Annotated in this window: 18 protein-coding genes and 1 riboswitch; of the genes, 7 read left to right on the top strand and 11 right to left on the bottom strand. The window is 70.8% G+C overall.

Annotated features, from left to right (window positions below):
• Positions 1 to 4: 4 nt before the first annotated feature.
• The 4 genes from ABT254_RS23600 to ABT254_RS23585 form a co-directional block, all read right to left on the bottom strand.
• Positions 5 to 679 carry a nucleotidyl transferase AbiEii/AbiGii toxin family protein gene (locus ABT254_RS23600; RefSeq protein ID WP_351473352.1) on the bottom strand — a complete coding sequence of 225 codons (675 nt, stop codon included), beginning with the start codon at positions 677 to 679 and terminating at the stop codon, positions 5 to 7.
• Between the two features lie 406 nt (positions 680 to 1,085).
• On the bottom strand, positions 1,086 to 3,044 hold the full coding sequence (locus ABT254_RS23595) for a YncE family protein (RefSeq protein WP_351473349.1): 1,959 nt from the start codon (positions 3,042 to 3,044) through the stop codon (positions 1,086 to 1,088).
• Between the two features lie 192 nt (positions 3,045 to 3,236).
• Positions 3,237 to 3,656 (bottom strand): luciferase domain-containing protein, encoded by a 420-nt coding sequence (locus ABT254_RS23590; protein ID WP_351473347.1) that lies wholly within the window; start codon positions 3,654 to 3,656, stop codon positions 3,237 to 3,239.
• Between the two features lie 71 nt (positions 3,657 to 3,727).
• On the bottom strand, positions 3,728 to 4,270 hold the full coding sequence (locus tag ABT254_RS23585) for a GrpB family protein (protein ID WP_351473344.1): 543 nt from the start codon (positions 4,268 to 4,270) through the stop codon (positions 3,728 to 3,730).
• Between the two features lie 91 nt (positions 4,271 to 4,361).
• Between ABT254_RS23585 and ABT254_RS23580 the strand changes: the two genes are divergently transcribed.
• Positions 4,362 to 4,730: a DUF6479 family protein gene (locus ABT254_RS23580; protein WP_351473342.1), complete on the top strand. Its 369-nt coding sequence runs from the start codon at positions 4,362 to 4,364 to the stop codon at positions 4,728 to 4,730.
• Between the two features lie 12 nt (positions 4,731 to 4,742).
• On the opposite strand, the gene ABT254_RS23575 is transcribed toward ABT254_RS23580, so the two are convergent.
• Positions 4,743 to 5,426: a DUF6445 family protein gene (locus ABT254_RS23575; RefSeq protein WP_351473339.1), complete on the bottom strand. Its 684-nt coding sequence runs from the start codon at positions 5,424 to 5,426 to the stop codon at positions 4,743 to 4,745.
• Between the two features lie 245 nt (positions 5,427 to 5,671).
• Here ABT254_RS23575 and ABT254_RS23570 point away from each other — a divergent pair, with 245 nt between their 5' ends.
• Together ABT254_RS23570 and ABT254_RS23565 are read left to right on the top strand one after the other, a co-directional pair.
• A complete protein-coding gene (locus tag ABT254_RS23570) occupies positions 5,672 to 6,406 on the top strand; it encodes a DUF4142 domain-containing protein (RefSeq protein ID WP_351473559.1) in 735 nt (244 codons plus the stop codon).
• 252 nt (positions 6,407 to 6,658) lie between these two features.
• Positions 6,659 to 7,585 (top strand): LAETG motif-containing sortase-dependent surface protein, encoded by a 927-nt coding sequence (locus ABT254_RS23565; RefSeq protein ID WP_351473337.1) that lies wholly within the window; start codon positions 6,659 to 6,661, stop codon positions 7,583 to 7,585.
• A gap of 107 nt (positions 7,586 to 7,692) precedes the next feature.
• On the opposite strand, the gene ABT254_RS23560 is transcribed toward ABT254_RS23565, so the two are convergent.
• Entirely contained in the window at positions 7,693 to 8,052 is a 360-nt protein-coding gene (locus tag ABT254_RS23560) for an ArsR/SmtB family transcription factor (RefSeq protein ID WP_351473334.1), read from the bottom strand.
• An 80-nt stretch (positions 8,053 to 8,132) separates the two neighbouring features.
• A riboswitch (cobalamin riboswitch) is annotated at positions 8,133 to 8,319 on the top strand.
• Between the two features lie 28 nt (positions 8,320 to 8,347).
• On the opposite strand from ABT254_RS23560, the gene nicT reads away from it, so the two are divergent.
• Positions 8,348 to 9,412, top strand: coding sequence for a Nickel transporter NicT (gene nicT, locus ABT254_RS23555; RefSeq protein ID WP_351473556.1), 1,065 nt, complete (start codon positions 8,348 to 8,350; stop codon positions 9,410 to 9,412).
• Here the strand turns inward: nicT and ABT254_RS23550 are convergent.
• Both ABT254_RS23550 and thrS read right to left on the bottom strand, forming a co-directional pair.
• Positions 9,409 to 10,374 carry a nucleoside hydrolase gene (locus ABT254_RS23550; RefSeq protein WP_351473331.1) on the bottom strand — a complete coding sequence of 322 codons (966 nt, stop codon included), beginning with the start codon at positions 10,372 to 10,374 and terminating at the stop codon, positions 9,409 to 9,411. The genes nicT and ABT254_RS23550 overlap by 4 nt on opposite strands.
• A 74-nt stretch (positions 10,375 to 10,448) precedes the next feature.
• Positions 10,449 to 11,744, bottom strand: coding sequence for a threonine--tRNA ligase (thrS, locus tag ABT254_RS23545; RefSeq protein ID WP_351473328.1), 1,296 nt, complete (start codon positions 11,742 to 11,744; stop codon positions 10,449 to 10,451).
• 305 nt (positions 11,745 to 12,049) lie between these two features.
• On the opposite strand from thrS, the gene ABT254_RS23540 reads away from it, so the two are divergent.
• The gene (locus ABT254_RS23540; RefSeq protein WP_351473325.1) at positions 12,050 to 12,853 is read left to right on the top strand and encodes a hypothetical protein; all 804 of its coding nucleotides are present in this window, start codon (positions 12,050 to 12,052) and stop codon (positions 12,851 to 12,853) included.
• Positions 12,854 to 12,878: 25 nt separating this feature from the next.
• On the opposite strand, the gene ABT254_RS23535 is transcribed toward ABT254_RS23540, so the two are convergent.
• From ABT254_RS23535 to ABT254_RS23525, 3 genes are all read right to left on the bottom strand, one after another.
• A complete protein-coding gene (locus ABT254_RS23535) occupies positions 12,879 to 13,157 on the bottom strand; it encodes a ribosomal protein L7/L12 (RefSeq protein ID WP_351473322.1) in 279 nt (92 codons plus the stop codon).
• A gap of 58 nt (positions 13,158 to 13,215) precedes the next feature.
• Positions 13,216 to 13,926: a GAF and ANTAR domain-containing protein gene (locus ABT254_RS23530; protein WP_450748057.1), complete on the bottom strand. Its 711-nt coding sequence runs from the start codon at positions 13,924 to 13,926 to the stop codon at positions 13,216 to 13,218.
• A 101-nt stretch (positions 13,927 to 14,027) separates the two neighbouring features.
• On the bottom strand, positions 14,028 to 15,374 hold the full coding sequence (locus tag ABT254_RS23525) for a helix-turn-helix domain-containing protein (protein WP_351473317.1): 1,347 nt from the start codon (positions 15,372 to 15,374) through the stop codon (positions 14,028 to 14,030).
• Between the two features lie 108 nt (positions 15,375 to 15,482).
• On the opposite strand from ABT254_RS23525, the gene ABT254_RS23520 reads away from it, so the two are divergent.
• Positions 15,483 to 15,635, top strand: coding sequence for a hypothetical protein (locus ABT254_RS23520; RefSeq protein ID WP_351473314.1), 153 nt, complete (start codon positions 15,483 to 15,485; stop codon positions 15,633 to 15,635).
• 136 nt (positions 15,636 to 15,771) lie between these two features.
• The gene (locus tag ABT254_RS23515) at positions 15,772 to 16,548 is read left to right on the top strand and encodes an NPP1 family protein (protein ID WP_351473311.1); all 777 of its coding nucleotides are present in this window, start codon (positions 15,772 to 15,774) and stop codon (positions 16,546 to 16,548) included.
• Positions 16,549 to 16,594 lie beyond the last annotated feature (46 nt).

Below are 16,594 nucleotides of genomic sequence, written 5' to 3'. Positions count from 1 at the left end.
TGGCTCACTCGTCCTCCGGCGGCTCGCCTTCCAGGAGCCGTTCCGCGATGTCGTCGGCCCATACCTGTGCCCACCGGCGGAGGTCCGCGATCGCATCCGCGTCGAGCCCGTAGGCGGCGAACTCGCTGTCGTCCATCAGCTCCGCGCCCGACAGCCGCGCCTGGAGGTCGGCGAGGTCGAAGGTGTCCCGGGCGTGGCGGCGGCCGAGTTCCTCGAGTTCGGGGTGGGTCCAGCGGTCCGCGGCGGCCCGTACGTCGATGAGGTCGCGGGCAAGGCCACGGTCGGCCAGGGCCCAGACCCTGGTGCCGACGACGTCCTCGAGGGAGAGGGCCGGGCCGAACTCGGTCTGCACCGGCGGCCGCCACATGACTTCCTTGAGGACGTCCACCTCGCACGCGTCGCCGCTGTCCGGGTCGGTGACGATCAGCTGTGCGGAGAGAGGATCCGTCTCCACCACCCTGACCTGCCAGCCTCGTTCCTCCAGCCCCGTCCGCACGGCGGCACCGATCTGCTCCATGCCCTCGGGGTTCTCGGTGGCGACGTCGAGGTCCTCGCTGAGGTGCTCGACCAGGCCGTGCGCCTGCGCGGCGCAGTCGCCCGTGAGGACGAGCGGGTAGGCACTGCCCACGGCAAGCACGTCGGTCAGGATGCGACGCTGCAGGTCGGTCAGTGCGGCCATGCCCGGATTATCGCTCGTGAGAGCCCGGCTCAGCCGCGATCAACGGCAGGACCGGGCAGCGTGTTGTCGTTGGGGTGAGCCCCATGCGATGGGGGGATCGTCCGGTATGGGTCCGGTGCGTGGCGGGCGCGTACGCCATCGGCTTCCTGGGGGGAACGGGAGCACACGCGTACTTCCTGGCAACAGGCGGGCTTCACGCGTACTGGCCGGCAACTGGGACGGCGCGTGGCATGCCGTCCTGGCTGACCCGATGGCTTTTCTGCGGCCGGCCGGACTGCTGCCCATCACCGTGTTCGGCGTTTTCGTCGTGATCACCGCGCTTCCGCTGCGGCGAGGACTGGTGAACGCCGAAAGCGCCGGGTGATGGCATTCGCCACCCGCCCGGCGCTCCTCATGCAGCCATCGGCTAGTTGGTGAAGTACAGGTACTTCCAGTCGCTGTACGTGTTCGAGTTGACGTTGTCGCCCGACGAGCCGTTGATGTACGCCGCGCGGACGCGGGCCTTGATGCCGGACTCGCCCGGGGCGCCCAGGCTCACCGCGGACTTGCCGTTCGAGCCGAGGGCGAAGTACTCGGGGCTGCCCTCGGTCTCGTACCACTTGCCGTCGTAGTAGACCTCGAGCTCGAGGCGCTGCTTGCGGCCCGGGTAGTACGTCATGGTCGTCGTGACGAGCGGCGAGGTCGTCTTGTGGAACCAGTAGTACGTGTGCGAGCCGATCGCGGCCTTCTTGTAGTTCTTGGTGACGGCCGTGGAGACCTTCACCTTGGCGTAGCCCGTGGACTTGACCGTCTTGGGTGCGTAACGGGCGTCGCCCTTGAAGACCGCGCTGACCTCGGTGTCGCGGGTCATGTCGACGATCGCGGAGATGTTTCCGTTGGAGTCGACCGTGCCGCTCTTGAGCAGCTTGTTGGGCTTGTCGCCGCCGTAGGGGTTCGCCCAGATCTCGACCGTGCGGTTCTTGTACGTCGTACCGAGGTGCGCGGTGAACTTCACGTCGGCGCCGTACGAGTACACCTTGCCGTTGTTGTTCAGGCTCAGCGAGGTGGCGTTCCGGGAGACGGCCACCTTGTCGCTGGCGCTGACCGCCGAGTGGCCGGCGTCGCCCGCGTAGGTCGCCTTGTAGGTGACGGTGCCGCCGGCCGGCGGGGTGTCGTTGAAGGAGTACGTGCCGTCCGCCTTGACCGTGACGGCGGGCAGCGCCTTGCCGTTCGGGGAGTCCAGGTCGGTACGGGTGACCTGCAGCTGCACACCGGCCGGCAGCGCGACCGACGCCGAGATCCTGCCGGTGACGGTGAGCTGCTTGGCGCGGGTCGCCGTCGAGGGGGCGTTGAGCGTGAGGGTCGGGTTGTTCAGCGTCGGGTCGCCGAGCACCTTGAGGTTGTAGCCGCCGCTCTCGACGTCCGTGCCGACGAGCGCGAAGACCTTGGTGAGGTCCGGGGCCCAGGTGAGGGCGGCCGTGCGGGAGGTGCCGAGGTCGTACGTGTGCAGCGGCAGCGTGGCGTTCGGCTGGTACGTGACGACCTTGCTGCCGTTGACCTGGGCGATCACGCCGTTCGGGGCGACGTCGGCGAGCTGGCCGTCCGGGTAGGAGCCGGCCGCCTTGAACTTGCCGTCCGCGTAGGCGTCCCGGTCCTTGCCGTTGACCAGCACCTGGGTGCCGCCGGGGACCAGGTCGATGTCCCCGATGCCGTTGTTCAGCGTGTAGTCGCCGTTGTGGTAGGCGATCAGTGCGGGCTTGCCGCTCGACACGTCGAGCACGGCCATCGAGTCCGTGGACAGGCCGGTCTCGCCGACGGCGAGGATGCCCGGCTGGCTCGGGTCGGTGTCCAGCAGGCCCTGGCCCCAGATGCTGCCCCCGCTCGGGAACTGCGTCAGCGTCACCGGGTCGGTGCCGCTCGCCGGGTCCACCGTGGGGTCGACCGAGCCGAGGTTGCCGTCCCACTGGTCGCCGTAGGTGAACCACACCTTGCCGCCGGAGACGGCGACGTGGCGCGGGCCGTAGTTGGTGGAGACCGTGTAGCGGGTCTTGACGTCGAGGGTGGCCGCGTCGATGGCCCAGATCTCGTGGATCTGCGGAGCGGCCGCGTAGACCGTGGCCCCGTCGTCCGAGACCGCGAGGTCGCTGACGCCGGTGACGCCGCTCACCGAACCGAGGACGGCACCGGAGTAGTCGGTGACCGCGACGGTCCCGGCGGTGCTGTCGCCGACGAACACCCGCTTCAGGGGGCCGTCCGCGACGATGCCGCCGGGCGAGGTGACATGGGCCGTCGCCGCCGAGGCGGTGCCCGCCGCGACGAGGCTCAGCGCCGCCGAGCTGAAGAGGACCGCGAGCGCTGTCGCGGTCGAGATGCTGCGCGTACGCACAGTGTTGTAACCCCCACAAGAAAACCCGGTGTGACCGGGGAGATGAGTGCGCCGCGCAGCACCCGGACATGACCGCTCCACGCGGTGACGCGCGGGGCGCGGCTGCTGGGAGCAGCGTATGGCATGCCTGTGACAGATGTGGAGGGGGTTTCCGGTGTGCGGACTTCCGGTGCAGGGTCCCCGCTCTCGGCTTCATCCGGCCTGATCGGCCTCGGCCACCTCGTCGTCCCCGTCGGCGTCCTCGCGCGCCAGCACCGTCACACGGTGGAAGTTGCAGACGGCCGGCGCCGGGTGCCCCGGGTGGGCGGAGTGGGCCTTGAGGGCGACGCTGACCAGGCTGAGCAGCAGGTCGACGTCGGCCTCGCAGTCGAGATGGACGGTGACCCAGCGGGAACCCGGCACCAGGCGGATGGCGGTCGACTCCGCGAAGTCGTAGTGGAGCCGCTGGATCGCGCGGGTGGTGAGGTGCAGGTCCACGTCCCGCTCGGAGTGGAAGTGCACGATCTCGTCACGTGCGGAGCGCAGTGCCCGGCCGGTGCCGCAGCCGGCCTCGCACGGGCTGAGGTCGGGCCACGCGGCCAGCTGGTCCATGGCTCTCTGGGCCGGTGTCATGCGCCCATGGTGCGGCGCTCACCACGCGGACACCAGGGCTTGAGCGATCCGTAACCCGCGGGAGACCTAGCTCACTTCGGCCCCTTCTCCCAGACGGGCTCCGGAGGCAGGCCGCGTTCGGCGCGGGCCCGGTCGGTCAGCTCCTGCACGAGTGCCGTCTTCGCACGCGCGTAGTCCCGGGCCGGGGTCCCGGCCGCCACGAGGGACCGTTTGAGCCCGGCGTACCGGGCCGCCTCCTCGGGGTGGGCGCGCAGGTAGTCCCTGAGGATGCGCTGGTTGCGGGTGGGCCAGCTGTTCCGCGTCACCACGTGCAGGATGTGGCTGCGGACGCCGGCCTCGGTGCGGACGTACAGAAGCCGGTCGGTCATGCCGTTGTCGTGGGGGAGGAAGCCGAGCGCGGCGAGCGCCGGCTCGTACGGGCGGACGTCGGCGAGGGCCGGTACGGCGGCCATGAGGTCGATGACGGGCTTGGCCGCGAGGCCCGGCACGGCGGTGGAACCGATGTGTTCCAGCGCGACGAAGAGCCCGGGGGCCGCCGCGCGGAGGGCGTCCATCGCGGCGGATGCCTGGCGGGGCCAGTCGGGGTCGTAGTCGACCACGCGCACCGCGGCCACCGCGGGCACCTACGAGAAGCCCGGAAAGGGCTCATGAACTGCGCAAATACCGAACACTCCGCAATCGCTCCCTTTCGGCGATAATGGGGGCATGAGTACTGCGACGTTTGTTGTTGCGGCCACGTCGAGTGAGGTACTCAACGTGATCGCCGCCTTCGTCGGTGGCCTGATCATCGCCGGCGCACTGATCTGGGCCGTGCAGTTCGGCATGAGGGTCCGGGACCGCGAACTGCCGCGGCCCGATCCGGACGAGCATCCCCACCTCCCCGACGGCGGTCCCGTCCGGGAGACGCGCGAGGTGCGCGAACCCGACGAGGTACCGCACGCGGAGGGCAAGGAACGGCTCATGCCCTACGAACTCCATCCATCCGGGACGAAGACAGGGAAGGACCAGCACCGCCGGCGCTGGCTGCCCGGCTCCAGCGGCTCCTTCGGAGGCGGTGGCCTGGGACGCCTCTGACGTCCCGGGGGCTCACGCCATCCAGAAGAACACCGCGGTCATGCGCTTCTCCTCCAGCGTGGTGCCGGAGTAGCCCGTCGCGCTGTGCACCAGGTTGGCGCTGTAGAGGAGCAGGCGGTTGTACTTGTGCGGGACCCGCACGTCCTCCTCGAAGTGGTCCCCCGGCACGAACCGGGTACCGAGGGCCTCGACGAGGTTGTTGTGCGGGGCCTGCACGATGTTGCCGCCGAGCCGGCCGCCGGGCAGGGACTGGCGGTAGAAGGCGGTTCCGCAGTCCTTGGGGACGCCGGGGTTGAGGTAGAGCACGGCCGCGTAGCGGCACAGAGCACGGGAGTCGGCGTGCGGGCGCGGCTCGCTCTCGCCCTCGCCGACGACCTGGATGCAGTTGTGGTTGAGGGTGCCGCCGCCGGGGGCCTCCTGCACCCACAGTTCCTTCGCGCCGGTCGCCTTCTTCACCAGGCGTTCCACGCGGGCGAGTTCGGCGGGCTCCAGCCCCGGCATGGTACGCAGGCCCGGCCAGGTCTCCGAGGTGTACGGGTAACCCTTGACCCAGTCGTCCTTGGCGAGACAGCGTTCCCGTACGGCGTCCACGTCTGAAAGGACGTCGTCGAAGACCCAGTAGTCGCGGCCCTTGGTGGGCTTGCGGTAGGGGAGGACGGGAAGGGCCGTCGGGGCTTTCCGGGGCTGTGGGGGCATGGGGCGAATCTAGGTCTGGAGTTCGTCTGGTCTCTCCCGTGAAATGGTCAACATTCCGTCAACCGGCCGGGGCCCAGCCTCCGTTACCTGCCTCACACCCGCAGGTTTTTACCAAACCAAAAGGTTCCGGGCCGGAACCTGATCCGTACTCCTCTCCGTCGACCCTCCCGCCATCCATCGGCGGGACCCCCGACCGGACAGGAGGCACGGTGCGCTTTTCGCGGAACGCGACGGGAACTCTCTTCGTGGGTGGGGCCCTCAGTCTGACCCTGGCCGCGCTCGCCTATCCCGCGATGCTCGGAGTCAACACCGTGTCCAGCGACGGATCGAGAGTCATCGCCCAGACGCAGTGGGGGCCGCTGACGGAGGCCGACCGGGACTTCGTGGTCAAGGTGCGTGCGGCCGGACTGTGGGAGTACCCCGTGGGCCAGATGGGCCTGAAGAAGGGGCAGAGCAAGGCGGTGATCACCGCGAGCAAGCACCTCATCGACGGGCACGCCGCGCTGGACGCCAGCTGCCGCAAGATCAGCACGATGCTGAACATCACGATCCCCAACGTGGCCAGCCCCCAGCAGGTCGGGTTCGTCAACACGCTCGCCGCGGACCAGGGCAAGCAGTTCGACACGGACTTCGCCAACATCCTGCGCGTGACGCACGGTTCGATCTTCAATGCGATAGCGAAGATCCGCTCGACGACCAAGAACTCGGTGGTGCGCGTGCTGGCCAACCAGGCCAACGCGACGGTCCTCGACCACATCACGGTCATGGAGGACACCGGCCTGGTCAACTTCGACCAGGTCCTCTTCCAGCAGACGACCCCGCCGAAGCTGCCCGCCAGTGACCTGACCCCGCCACCCCCGGTCGCGGGCCAGCCGGAGGTCGTCCTCACCCCGCCGGTGGACAGCACCACCCAGCCGCCGCTCCTGCCGGGTGAGTCCGCGACCGGCCAGAACGCAGCTCCGAGCCCGACCGTGAGGTGAGATCCGGGCGGCTTGGTGATAGTGGAGCCGCCTCTTCCGTCTGTGGCGAAATTGTAATGGACGGTTGAACTACTCGTCGGTTACCGCAGGTTGACAGCGTTCCGCCAACAGATCCACGATGTGATCGCACTGGGGCTCATGTGACCAATGGGCCCGGTGTTCCTCAGACCATTCACCCCCGGTGCGGCCGGGCGCGGCGTGCTGCCCTGCGCCGCCGCGCCGGGATCTGCACACGCCAAGATGGGGATCTGCATGTCCATAGCCAGACGTGTCACCGCGCGCCGCCTCCTGGGGACGGGCGCCGCCTCGCTCGCCCTGTGCGCCGCCACCGTCGCCGCGGCCTCGGGGGCCTGGGCCACCGGCACGCCCGGCGGTGACGGCTGGAAGCATGCCGACGGCTACCGGCCCGGCACCGGCGCCGGCACCAAGACGGAGACGGACCGCTGCCAGTTCTCGCTGGACGGCAGCAACTTCTACGACTCGGTCAAGGTCGACGACCAGACCCTGAAGCCCACCGACGACGGCAAGGTCCACATCAAGGTCCGAACCGCGGGCGACGCCACGACCTGCACGGCCTCCCTGGCCTCCTACCTGGCCCACGGCCCGTCCTTCGCCACCTCCGGCGAGCAGGTCTTCGTCGACTTCGACTCGGTGACGGTCAAGCAGGGCCAGACCGACTCCCTCGACATCGCGGTGCCCGACGCGGGCTGCTTCGCGCAGATCGACCTCTACCGGGGCGCCGTGAAGTTCGACGGCAAGCTGGACGCGAAGGACGGCTTCGAACACGGCGATCTGCCCAAGGGCCCCGACCACCCGGTCATCAAGGACAAGCTCATCGCCTCCTGGAACGGCGGCACGAAGGACTGCACGAGCACCGAGTCGCAGCCGCCGTCCACCCCGCCCGCCTCGACCCCGCCGGCCGGGCAGCCCTCCACGCCGGCCGAGGAGAGCCCCACCCCGACTCCGAGCGCCTCCGAGTCGACGCCGAGCGGGCCCGACACCCCGGTCGCCTCCGCGTCGACCACCGCTCCCGCGGCCACCACGAGCGGCGGCGGTGGCCTCGCGGAGACCGGCGGCGGCAGCGACTCCGGTCTCATCGTCGGCGGCGCCACGGCGCTCCTGGCCGCCGGCGGGGCGATCGTCGTCGTGACCAGGCGCCGCCGCACGGCCCACCGGTGATCCGCCCCCGCCCGACCGGCCGGCGGACATCCCGATAGCCACTCCCGATACGAACGCCCCGGAGACCCCCGCTCCGGGGCGTTCGTGCCGCCGGATCCGCGGACCGGTCAACTCCCGTCCGCGGCACAGTGCCTGAGCAGCAGTCGTACGTCGTCGTCGACGACCTGGTAGCGCACCACGCGCCCTTCCTTCTCGCCCGCCACGACCCCGGCCGCCCTGAGCAGCCGCAGCGCCTGTGAGACGGCGGGGTCGTTCATGCCGGTCGCGATCGCCAGGTCGGACACGGCCAGCGGGCCGGTGCGGTGCAGGGCGAGCAGCAGGGCGAGCCGCTTGGGATCGGCGAGCAGGGAGAAGCGGTCGGCCCAGGTCCGGACGTGCTCGGCGTCGCCGATGGCCTCGATGGCCTCGCACACCCGGTGGCCGTCGATCGTGCGGCGGTCTGCGCGGTCGGCCGGGACGAGATGCATACGGCCATCCTCGCAGGCGCCTCCATGTGATCTTCCATACCTGCGCAGGTATGCAGCTATGCAGGGGAAGCCCAACGCCCCTACGGTGGGCGGGCCGTGGTGTTCGGGAAGTCGGTGCCATGCCGACGCGGCCCTCGCCACTGTGATCGGGGAGTTCGTCGCCCACGTCCCGCGAGGGACAGCCACTGGCCGCCAAGGCGGCTGGGAAGGCGGGCGGCGGACGTACGACCCGTAAGCCAGGAGACCGGCCACGGCATCTCACGAGGTGATCCACGAGGTGCTGGAGCGTGACCGCATGACCCTGCCCGGGACGTCCCTGCCCGAATCCGAGGCGCCCGTCTCCTTCCGCTGGCGGCGCGAGGACACCGTGAAGACGGTCGGCCTGATGGCGGTGATCGCCGCCCTGCACGTCGTCGCGTTCGGCATCCTCTTCCTCCTGGTCGTCCCCGGGCACTACGAGGTCGGCAACAAGGCCTTCGGGCTCGGCCTCGGCATCACCGCGTACACGCTCGGCATGCGGCACGCCTTCGACGCCGACCACATCGCCGCCATCGACAACACCACCCGCAAGCTGATGGCCGACGGCAAGCGGCCGGTGTCGGTGGGGTTCTGGTTCGCGCTCGGGCACTCCAGCGTGGTCGTGGTGCTGGCGGCGATGATCGCGGGCGGCACCCAGCTCGCCGACAAGGTCATGAACGAGCACTCCCGCACCCACCAGGTGCTCGGCTTCATGGGTACGACGATCTCGGCGACGTTCCTCTATCTCGTCGCCGCGCTGAACCTGGTCGCCCTCGTGGGCATCCTGCGCGTCTTCCGGGCGATGCGGGCGGGGACGTACGACGAGAAGGAGCTCGAACAGCACCTCGACTCCCGCGGCTTCATGAACCGGATCCTCGGCCGCCTGACCAGGTCCATCTCCCGCCCCGGCCAGATGTTCCCGCTCGGCTTCCTCTTCGGCCTGGGCTTCGACACGGCGACCGAGGTCACGCTGATGGTGATGGCGGGCTCCGGCGCGGCGGCCGGGCTGCCCTGGTACGCGATCCTGTGCCTTCCGCTGCTCTTCGCGGCCGGCATGAGCCTGTTCGACACGCTCGACGGCACGTTCATGAACTTCGCCTACCAGTGGGCCTCCTCGAACCCGGTGCGCAAGGTGTTCTACAACCTCACCATCACCGGGCTGTCCATCGCCGTCGCCTTCTTCATCGCCACGATGGAACTCTTCGGCCTCGACCTGGCCAACGTCGGCTACATCATCGTCGGCCTGTTCGTGGTGGTGTGGGTGGCGGCGGTGGGGTACTGGAAGGCGGCGCGGGTGGAGCAGCGGTGGGCGGCGCCGACCGCGCCCCCAGCGGAGCGCTAACGCTCCACTGTCTCCAAATACAGCTTCACGAAACGGTCCACGTCGACCTCCAACGCCACGTCCACCAGCGGCTGTCGACGGGCTCCCTCGTGGATCTCGGACTCTCCGGGGCGGGGGCGGCGGTCCACTATCGTCTGGCCGCGGGTCGGGCCGGGGGCGAGGGAGACCTCGACGGGGAGCAGGCGGGTGGTGATGCCCGCGGGGTCGACGACCGTGCAGACCGCGCCCGCGTCCCCGAGGCCGCCGGCCTCCTCCGCCTCGGGGGCCTCGCCCGGGTGGGCCGGCCGGTGGGCGAGGAGCTCGCCGGCCAACCGGGTGCCGGGATCGGTGCTCGCGCGCAACCGGTGCACATCGGCGCCGGGGACGACGACCTGCGTGAACACGTCCAGGCCGTACATCGTGATCGGTACCCCGGCGGTGAGCAGGACGGCGGCCGCCTCCGGATCGTGCCAGACGTTGAACTCGGCGACCGCCGTGGCGTTCCCGGTGGCCGCCGCGCCCCCCATGAACACGATCCGCTCGATGTTGCGGGTGACTTCGGGGTGGGTGCGCAGCAGCAGGGCGATATTGGTCAGGGGCGCGGTGGGGACGAGGGTGACCGGGCGCGGCGAGGCGAGGATCTCCCGGCGCAGCAGGGTCACCGCGTCCACGTCGGCGGGGGTGCGGGTGGGCGCGGGCAGGCCGAGGTCGCCCATGCCGTCGGAGCCGTGCACATGCCGCGCCGAGCGCGCCGGCTCGATCAGCGGGCGCTCGGCTCCGCGGCCGACGGGGATGTCGGGGGCGCCGGCCTGTTCCAGCACGGTGAGGGTGTTGCGGACGACACCGTCCACGTCCGTGTTCCCGGCGACGCAGGTGACCGCGCGCAGGTCGATCCCCGGGTGGCGGACGGCGAAGAGCAGGGCCAGGGCGTCGTCGACACCCGTGTCGCAGTCGATGATCACCGGGATGGGCTGACCGGTCACGGCCGGGCTCCTCTCACTACGACGACACGGGTCGCTACGACACGGGCTGCGCGCCGGGCGCTACGACAGTGACCTTACGCAGCCGCCCACAGTTCGGCGCCACGGGTCCGGACGCACTCCCCGATCCCCTCCAGCAGCCGTTCCACCGGTACGGCCCCCGGCCGCCGTCCGTCCCGCAGCCGCAGGGCCGCCAGGTCGCCCCCGGCCTCCCGTTCGCCGATCACCGCCTGGTACGGCACCAGGCGCGCGGCCCGGATGCGGGCACCGAGGCTGCCCTGCTCGGGAGCGGCCACCTCGGCGCGCAGCCCGCGTGCCAGGGCCCGCCGTACGAGGTCGTGGGCCTGCTCCTCCTGAGCCTGCGACACCGGCAGCACCACGAGCTGGACGGGCGCGACCCAGGCCGGGAAGGCCCCGCCGTGCTCCTCGATCATCTGCGCCACCGCCCGCTCCACGCTGCCGATGATGCTGCGGTGGACCATCACCGGCCGGTGTTTGGCGCCGTCGGCGCCGATGTAGTGCAGATCGAAGCGTTCGGGCTGGTGGAAGTCGATCTGGACGGTGGAGAGGGTGGCCTCGCGGCCGGCGGAGTCGACGACCTGGACGTCGATCTTGGGCCCGTAGAAGGCGGCCTCGCCCTGAGCCGCCTCGTACGCCACACCGGCGCCCGCCAGCACCTCCTCCAGCAGCCCGGTGGCCCGTTTCCACAGCTCCGGGTCGGCGACGTACTTGCCGCCCTCCCCCGGCAGGGACAGCCGGTAGCGGGCCGCGCGGATGCCGAGGTCGGCGTAGGCGCGGCCGATCAGCTCCAGCGCGTCACGGGCCTCGTCCACGGCCTGTTCCAGGGTGCAGAAGATATGGGCGTCGTTGAGCTGGATGGACCGTACCCGGGTCAGGCCGCCGAGCACCCCGGACAGCTCGGAGCGGTACATGCCGCCCAACTCGGCGATACGGAGCGGCAGTTCGCGGTAGCTGTGCGACCGGGACCGGTAGATGAGGGCGTGATGGGGGCAGAGGCTGGGCCGCATGACGACCTGTTCGCCGCCCAGGTCCATCGGCGGGAACATGTCGTCGCTGTAGTGCGACCAGTGCCCCGAGATCTCGTACAGCTCGCGCTTGCCGAGGACGGGCGAGTACACGTGCCGGTAGCCGGCCGCGCGTTCCCGGTCGCGGATGTACTCCTCCAGGGCGTGCCGCACGATCGCGCCGTCGGGCAGCCAGTACGGCAGTCCCGCGCCCATCAGCGGGTCGGTGTCGAACAGGTCCAGCTCACGGCCGAGCCGACGGTGGTCGTACATGGTCTCTCTCCTCCTGGTACGGGGCGAGCGACCCACGACGAAACCCCGGGGCACTCGCCCCGGGGCCTTTGACATCCAGTCCATGGATCAGCGCGCCGGGACACTCTCCGGCGTCGTCGTGAGGAACGACTGTGCGCGCTGCATGGGAGGACGGTACCGCAGGGGCGGAGGGGGTGCGAGGGGTTTTTGCGCGGGGCTACTGCATCATTCCGGGGGACAACCCCCGGACCCCCAGCAGAAAAGCAGGTCCGCGGGGGCGACTCCGGCGGACATCGCGCGGCGAACCTGAGTAACCCGGACGGCCCGGCGCGCTGGTGGGGCGTCGTGCGCGGTGGTCCCTTGGAGACCTGACCGATCTTGAGGTGGCCAGGAGGCGTCCGATGACCCGCATCCCGTCCCGTGTCCTCGTCGTCGCCGCGATGTCCGCGGGGGCGCTGGTGAGCGTGAGTGCGTGCGGCCTCATCGTGGGTGTGGGCCCGGAGCCGGGGGCGAAGGAGCCGTCGCCGACCGCTTCGCACAGTGCCGTTCACAGGGCGAAGCCGTCCCCCACGGCGCCCGCCGCACCGCCGCCCCTCACCGAGGCGCAGGCTCAGGCCGCGCTGGTGACCCAGACGGATCTGGGTGCGCCGTGGGCGCCCACGCAGGGGGCCGCGACCTGGCGGGACGGCGTGCTCAAGGCCCACGCCGACGTGCCCGAATGCCGCAAGCTGCTGGAGGCGCTGTACACGGACGACCTGTTCGGTGCGGATGCCGCCGGGGCGCGGGCCGTGACCGGGCTCGACGACGCCATGGACCAGACGCAGCTGCGCTACCAGGTGCTGTCGCTGAAGCCCGCCGCCGCGGGCCGGACGCTGGCCTGGATGCGGACCTTGCCGAAGACCTGCGCCAAGTTCACGGCGGTGACCGGGCGCGGCGCGCTCCAGAACGTCCGGGTCGACGAGGCCGTACTGCCGGTGGTCGGGGACGACCGGCAGGGGCTGCGGATCACGTTCACCGGCGCGACCGCCACCGGGGAACAGACCCTGCTCACCCTCGACGTCGCCGTGGTCCGCGTCGGCGACGACACGATCGCCCTCACTCACGGCGGCACGGGCGAGGTGTCCGCCGACACCACGAAGGCCTTCGTCCAGGTGGGTGCGCAGCGACTGGCCGATGTCAGGAAGCAGCCGCGGCTCCGCGTCTGACCGGCGCCTGGGGCCCGGCGGAGGTCTAGCCGAGCTTCTCCACGGCCTCCTTGGTCTCCTTCAGGCCCGCCCCCGTCGCCTCCCGGTACACCTTGATCGCCTGGATCTTCTTGCCGTCCCGCAGGAGTGCGTTCACCTCGTCCGACCACGGTTCGGGCTCGGTGAGCCCCAGGTGGCCGAGGATCAGGTCGAGTTTGTGCTCGATCCGGGCAGCCCGGCGGTCCGCGCGGGAGATCCGGCTCTCGATGCTGCCGATACCGAAGAGCACCAGCAGGGTCAGCAGGGAGAAACCCAGTATGTCCATGCCATGATCATAGGGATCCCGGGATCCGGGGGCCTGGGTCCCGCGGTCGCTCAGTCGCTCAGTCGCCGTCCAGTCTCTCCCTGTGCGAGATGACGTCGTGCGCCACCTCGAGGACGGCGCGGCCCTGCGCGAAGGCACGGGCGCGCAGCCGGGCCGAGGCCTCGTCGGCGGCCACGCCGAGCTGCGCCATGACCATGCCGATGGCCTGGTAGACCTCGTCGTGCTCGGCGGCCAGACCGCCCAGCCAGGCCTCCTCGCCGCCGCCGCTCTCCTCCCGCGGCAGGGTCGTCAGGGCCAGCGTCATGACGGCGGCCAACAGCTGGGCACGGCGCAGCTCGTCCTCGGTCAGGTCGCCCGGGCCGTCGCGGTAGAGGTCGAGCGTGCCCACGGTCAGGCCGTCGTCGCTGCCCAGCGGCATCGAGTACACGGCCCGGACGCCGACGGCCGTCGCCTGCCGGGCGAACAGCGGCCAGCGGCGCATGTCCCGGCCGCCGGCCAGGTCGCAGGCGAGCACCGGGGCGCCGGTCCGGTAGGCGTGCAGCCACGGGCCGTCACCGAGGGTGGTCTGGACCCCCGCGAGATAGGAGGCCAGGGAGTTGCTCGCGGCGAGCCGGATGGGCATTCCGCTGCTGCGCAGCGACACGCTCGCACCGACGATCGGCAGCAGCTTCTCCGCCACCGCGCACAGCCGTGCAGGTGTCTCCCCGGGCCGGGCATCACGCACCACCTCGGCGATCACGTCGATGGCCCTTACTGCGTCCACGGCCATCGCCTCCTCCGATCGCAGTGGGGGCCTGCATCTGGGGGCGCTGCCCGACTACCCCTGGCCCGAGGGGCGAAACGCCGTCCGCGTGACGCCCCTCGGACGGATCACAGAGGTGGCTGTGCGGGTGCGGGGCCGAGGGTGGTGGTGCCGGGGGCCGTACGGTGGCCGAGGCCCGTGCGGTACACGTCCAGGGCCGCCTCCACCCGGCCGGTGCGGCGCAGCAGATCGCCGAGCAGCCGGCACAGGTCGGCCAGGTCGCCGGCCGCGCCCGCCCGCTCCAGCATGCTCAGGGCACGGACGTAGTGCTCCTCGGCGGCCTCCGTGTCGCCGGCGTCCTCGGCGATGATGCCGAGCAGCCGGTGGGCCGCGGCGGAGTGCAGGGCCCCGCGCTCGGGGCCGAGATCGTCGGAGAGCACGTCGTGCAGGAGGGCCGCGGCCTCGTCGGACTTGCCGCGCCGGTGCAGTACGTCGGCGAGCTCGACGGCGACCTGGCTGCTGTAGAGGGCGGCGCGCCCCGCGGACAGCATGTCGAGCGCCTTCCTCAACTCGCTCTCCGCGCGGTCGAGTTCGCCGTTCTGGGCGTACACGTAGCCGCGCATCCAGTGGCAGTTGGCCAGTTCGGTGCGGATCTGGAGGGTGCGGTACAGCTCGGCGGCCTTGGCGAGGGAGGCGTCCGCCTCGGCGATGCGGCCCTCGGCGAGCAGGGTGCGGGCCACCGAGCGGTGCATACGGGCGACGAGCGCGGGGTCCGCGGACTGCGGGGCGAGAGCGAGCGCGAACTCGGCGGCCTGTGCGGCGCGGGCCTGGGCGCCCATGTCCATGTAGGGGCCGATGACACTGGCGTAGAGGAGGAGCAGCGCATCCGGGTCGTGCAGTCCGCCGCGGTTGAGCTCGTCGAGGGCGGACTCCAGCAGATAGACGGCGTAACGGAGTTCACCGGCCAGGTAGTGGGAGACGGCACGACCGCGCAGGGCGGGCACCCGGGCGGGCAGCGGTACGTCGGCGAGTGCGCGCTCGGAGCGTTCGAAGTACTGCCGGGCGGCCTCCAGCTCTCCGGTGTCCAGGGCGCACTCGCCGAGCCCGAGCAGCGCCACCGCCTGGACGTCGAGGAGTTCGTGGCGCTCGGCCTCGGCGAGCAGCGCGGCGTACTGCTCCGTCGCCTGCTCGGCCCCGCCGCCCGCGAGCGTGCGCTGCGCCTCGGTCAGTCTCAGGCGCAGATCGGTGGCGAGACGGGCCGGACGCCCGGTGACCAGCTCCTCGTAGGCGATCCCGAGGCGTTCGGCGATGTGCCTGAGCGCCTCGTCGGAGGGGCGGACCCGGCCGGCCTCCAGGGTGGAGATGTACGCGGGGGTGTAGGCGGGCTCCGCCAACTGCCGTTGTGTGAGCCCGCGTTCGGACCGCAATTGCTGGACTCTGCGACCGATGGTCACCGGATCGTCACGGTCCGACACGACAACTCCCCCTGAACCTCTTGCCGTTGGCCCCCGCCGACCCCTACGTTAAACGGCGTCTTAAGCACGTTTAATACAACACTGTTGAGACGCTGTTGAGAGGTTGCCGTGCTCCGACACATCTCCGAGCGTTATGCGCGAGGGTTCGGCGCAGCCATCGTCGCAGTGGCCGCCCTGGTCCTGGCAGCCAACGCGGGCCCCGCCAAGGCGGCCGACACGAGGCCGGCCGACCAGGTGCAGCAGGTCCACCACCGGGGCTAGCGCTCAGCACTCAGTTCGGGGGAAAGCCACCTCGAGTTTGATGGAAAGCCCTTCCATCGAACTCTCGACTGCACCAGTCTTCGTCCCGCACCCGGATGTCATGTCCGCAACGAACGGACCGTCGACTGGAGCCCCCATGTCCCCAGCAGCCAGCAGCGCCAGGCACCACCGCCTCGCCAGAGCCGCCGCCGTCGCCGGCAGCGCCGCCGTGCTCGCCCTCGCCCTGCCGGGCAGCGCCTTCGCCGGCGTGCTGCAGAACCTGCCCGAGAACGCGACCTCGTTCGAGAAGAACTTCGAGCCGGTCTACGACTATGACACGGACAGCTGCTACCAGGCCGCCGCGATCGACCCGGACGGCAACCTCAACGGCGGTCTGAAGCCGACCGGCCCGATCACCGGCGAATGCCGCTCCGGCCACCTCGGCCACGCCAACACCTACTCGCGGTCCAAGTGCAACAACGGCTGGTGCGGGATCATCTACGCCAGCTACTTCGAGAAGGACGAGGCCTCCCCCGGCATAGGGCACCGCCACGACTGGGAGTGCATGGTCGTCTGGGTCCAGGACGGCGCGTCCACCCCGGCCTATCTGTCCGCCTCCGCGCACGGCGGGTTCAGCACCCACCCCATTGCCGACGTCCCGATGAGCGGGCAGCGCGTCGAGGCCGTCTACCACAAGGACGGCGCCTCCACCCATGCCTTCCGCTTCGCCAAGTGGGGCGAGACGCCCGAGAACGACACCGGTGCCTGGCACCAGGAGAACCTGCTGAGCTGGTCCAACCTGGCGTCCGGCCTGCGCGACAAGCTGAACGCCTCCGACTGGGGCAGCGCGAACTTCCCGCTCCAGGACTCCAAGTTCGCCGACCACCTGAACAAGGCCAAGCCGAGCGGCATCCCCTTCGACCCGTACGCCTGACCGGCCCCTGTCCCACAGACCACGGGCCCGCGGAATTGATTACCCC

The organism is Streptomyces sp. NPDC001137, from assembly GCF_040298885.1.
Taxonomy (GTDB): Bacteria; Actinomycetota; Actinomycetes; order Streptomycetales; family Streptomycetaceae; genus Streptomyces.
This window is presented reverse-complemented; position numbering and strand designations above follow the sequence as displayed.

Bases quoted from the DNA above. Each gene is read 5' to 3' on its own strand.
- ABT254_RS23590 (WP_351473347.1), bottom strand. From the start codon at position 3,656: ATGACACCGGCCCAGAGAGCCATGGACCAGCTGGCCGCGTGGCCCGAC.
- ABT254_RS23530 (WP_450748057.1), bottom strand. From the start codon at position 13,926: ATGGCCGTGGACGCAGTAAGGGCCATCGACGTGATCGCCGAGGTGGTG.
- ABT254_RS23540 (WP_351473325.1), top strand. From the start codon at position 12,050: ATGACCCGCATCCCGTCCCGTGTCCTCGTCGTCGCCGCGATGTCCGCG.
- ABT254_RS23560 (WP_351473334.1), bottom strand. From the start codon at position 8,052: ATGCATCTCGTCCCGGCCGACCGCGCAGACCGCCGCACGATCGACGGC.
- ABT254_RS23565 (WP_351473337.1), top strand. From the start codon at position 6,659: ATGTCCATAGCCAGACGTGTCACCGCGCGCCGCCTCCTGGGGACGGGC.
- nicT (WP_351473556.1), top strand. From the start codon at position 8,348: ATGACCCTGCCCGGGACGTCCCTGCCCGAATCCGAGGCGCCCGTCTCC.
- thrS (WP_351473328.1), bottom strand. From the start codon at position 11,744: ATGTCAAAGGCCCCGGGGCGAGTGCCCCGGGGTTTCGTCGTGGGTCGC.
- ABT254_RS23535 (WP_351473322.1), bottom strand. From the start codon at position 13,157: ATGGACATACTGGGTTTCTCCCTGCTGACCCTGCTGGTGCTCTTCGGT.
- ABT254_RS23600 (WP_351473352.1), bottom strand. From the start codon at position 679: ATGGCCGCACTGACCGACCTGCAGCGTCGCATCCTGACCGACGTGCTT.
- ABT254_RS23515 (WP_351473311.1), top strand. From the start codon at position 15,772: ATGTCCCCAGCAGCCAGCAGCGCCAGGCACCACCGCCTCGCCAGAGCC.
- ABT254_RS23575 (WP_351473339.1), bottom strand. From the start codon at position 5,426: ATGCCCCCACAGCCCCGGAAAGCCCCGACGGCCCTTCCCGTCCTCCCC.
- ABT254_RS23580 (WP_351473342.1), top strand. From the start codon at position 4,362: ATGAGTACTGCGACGTTTGTTGTTGCGGCCACGTCGAGTGAGGTACTC.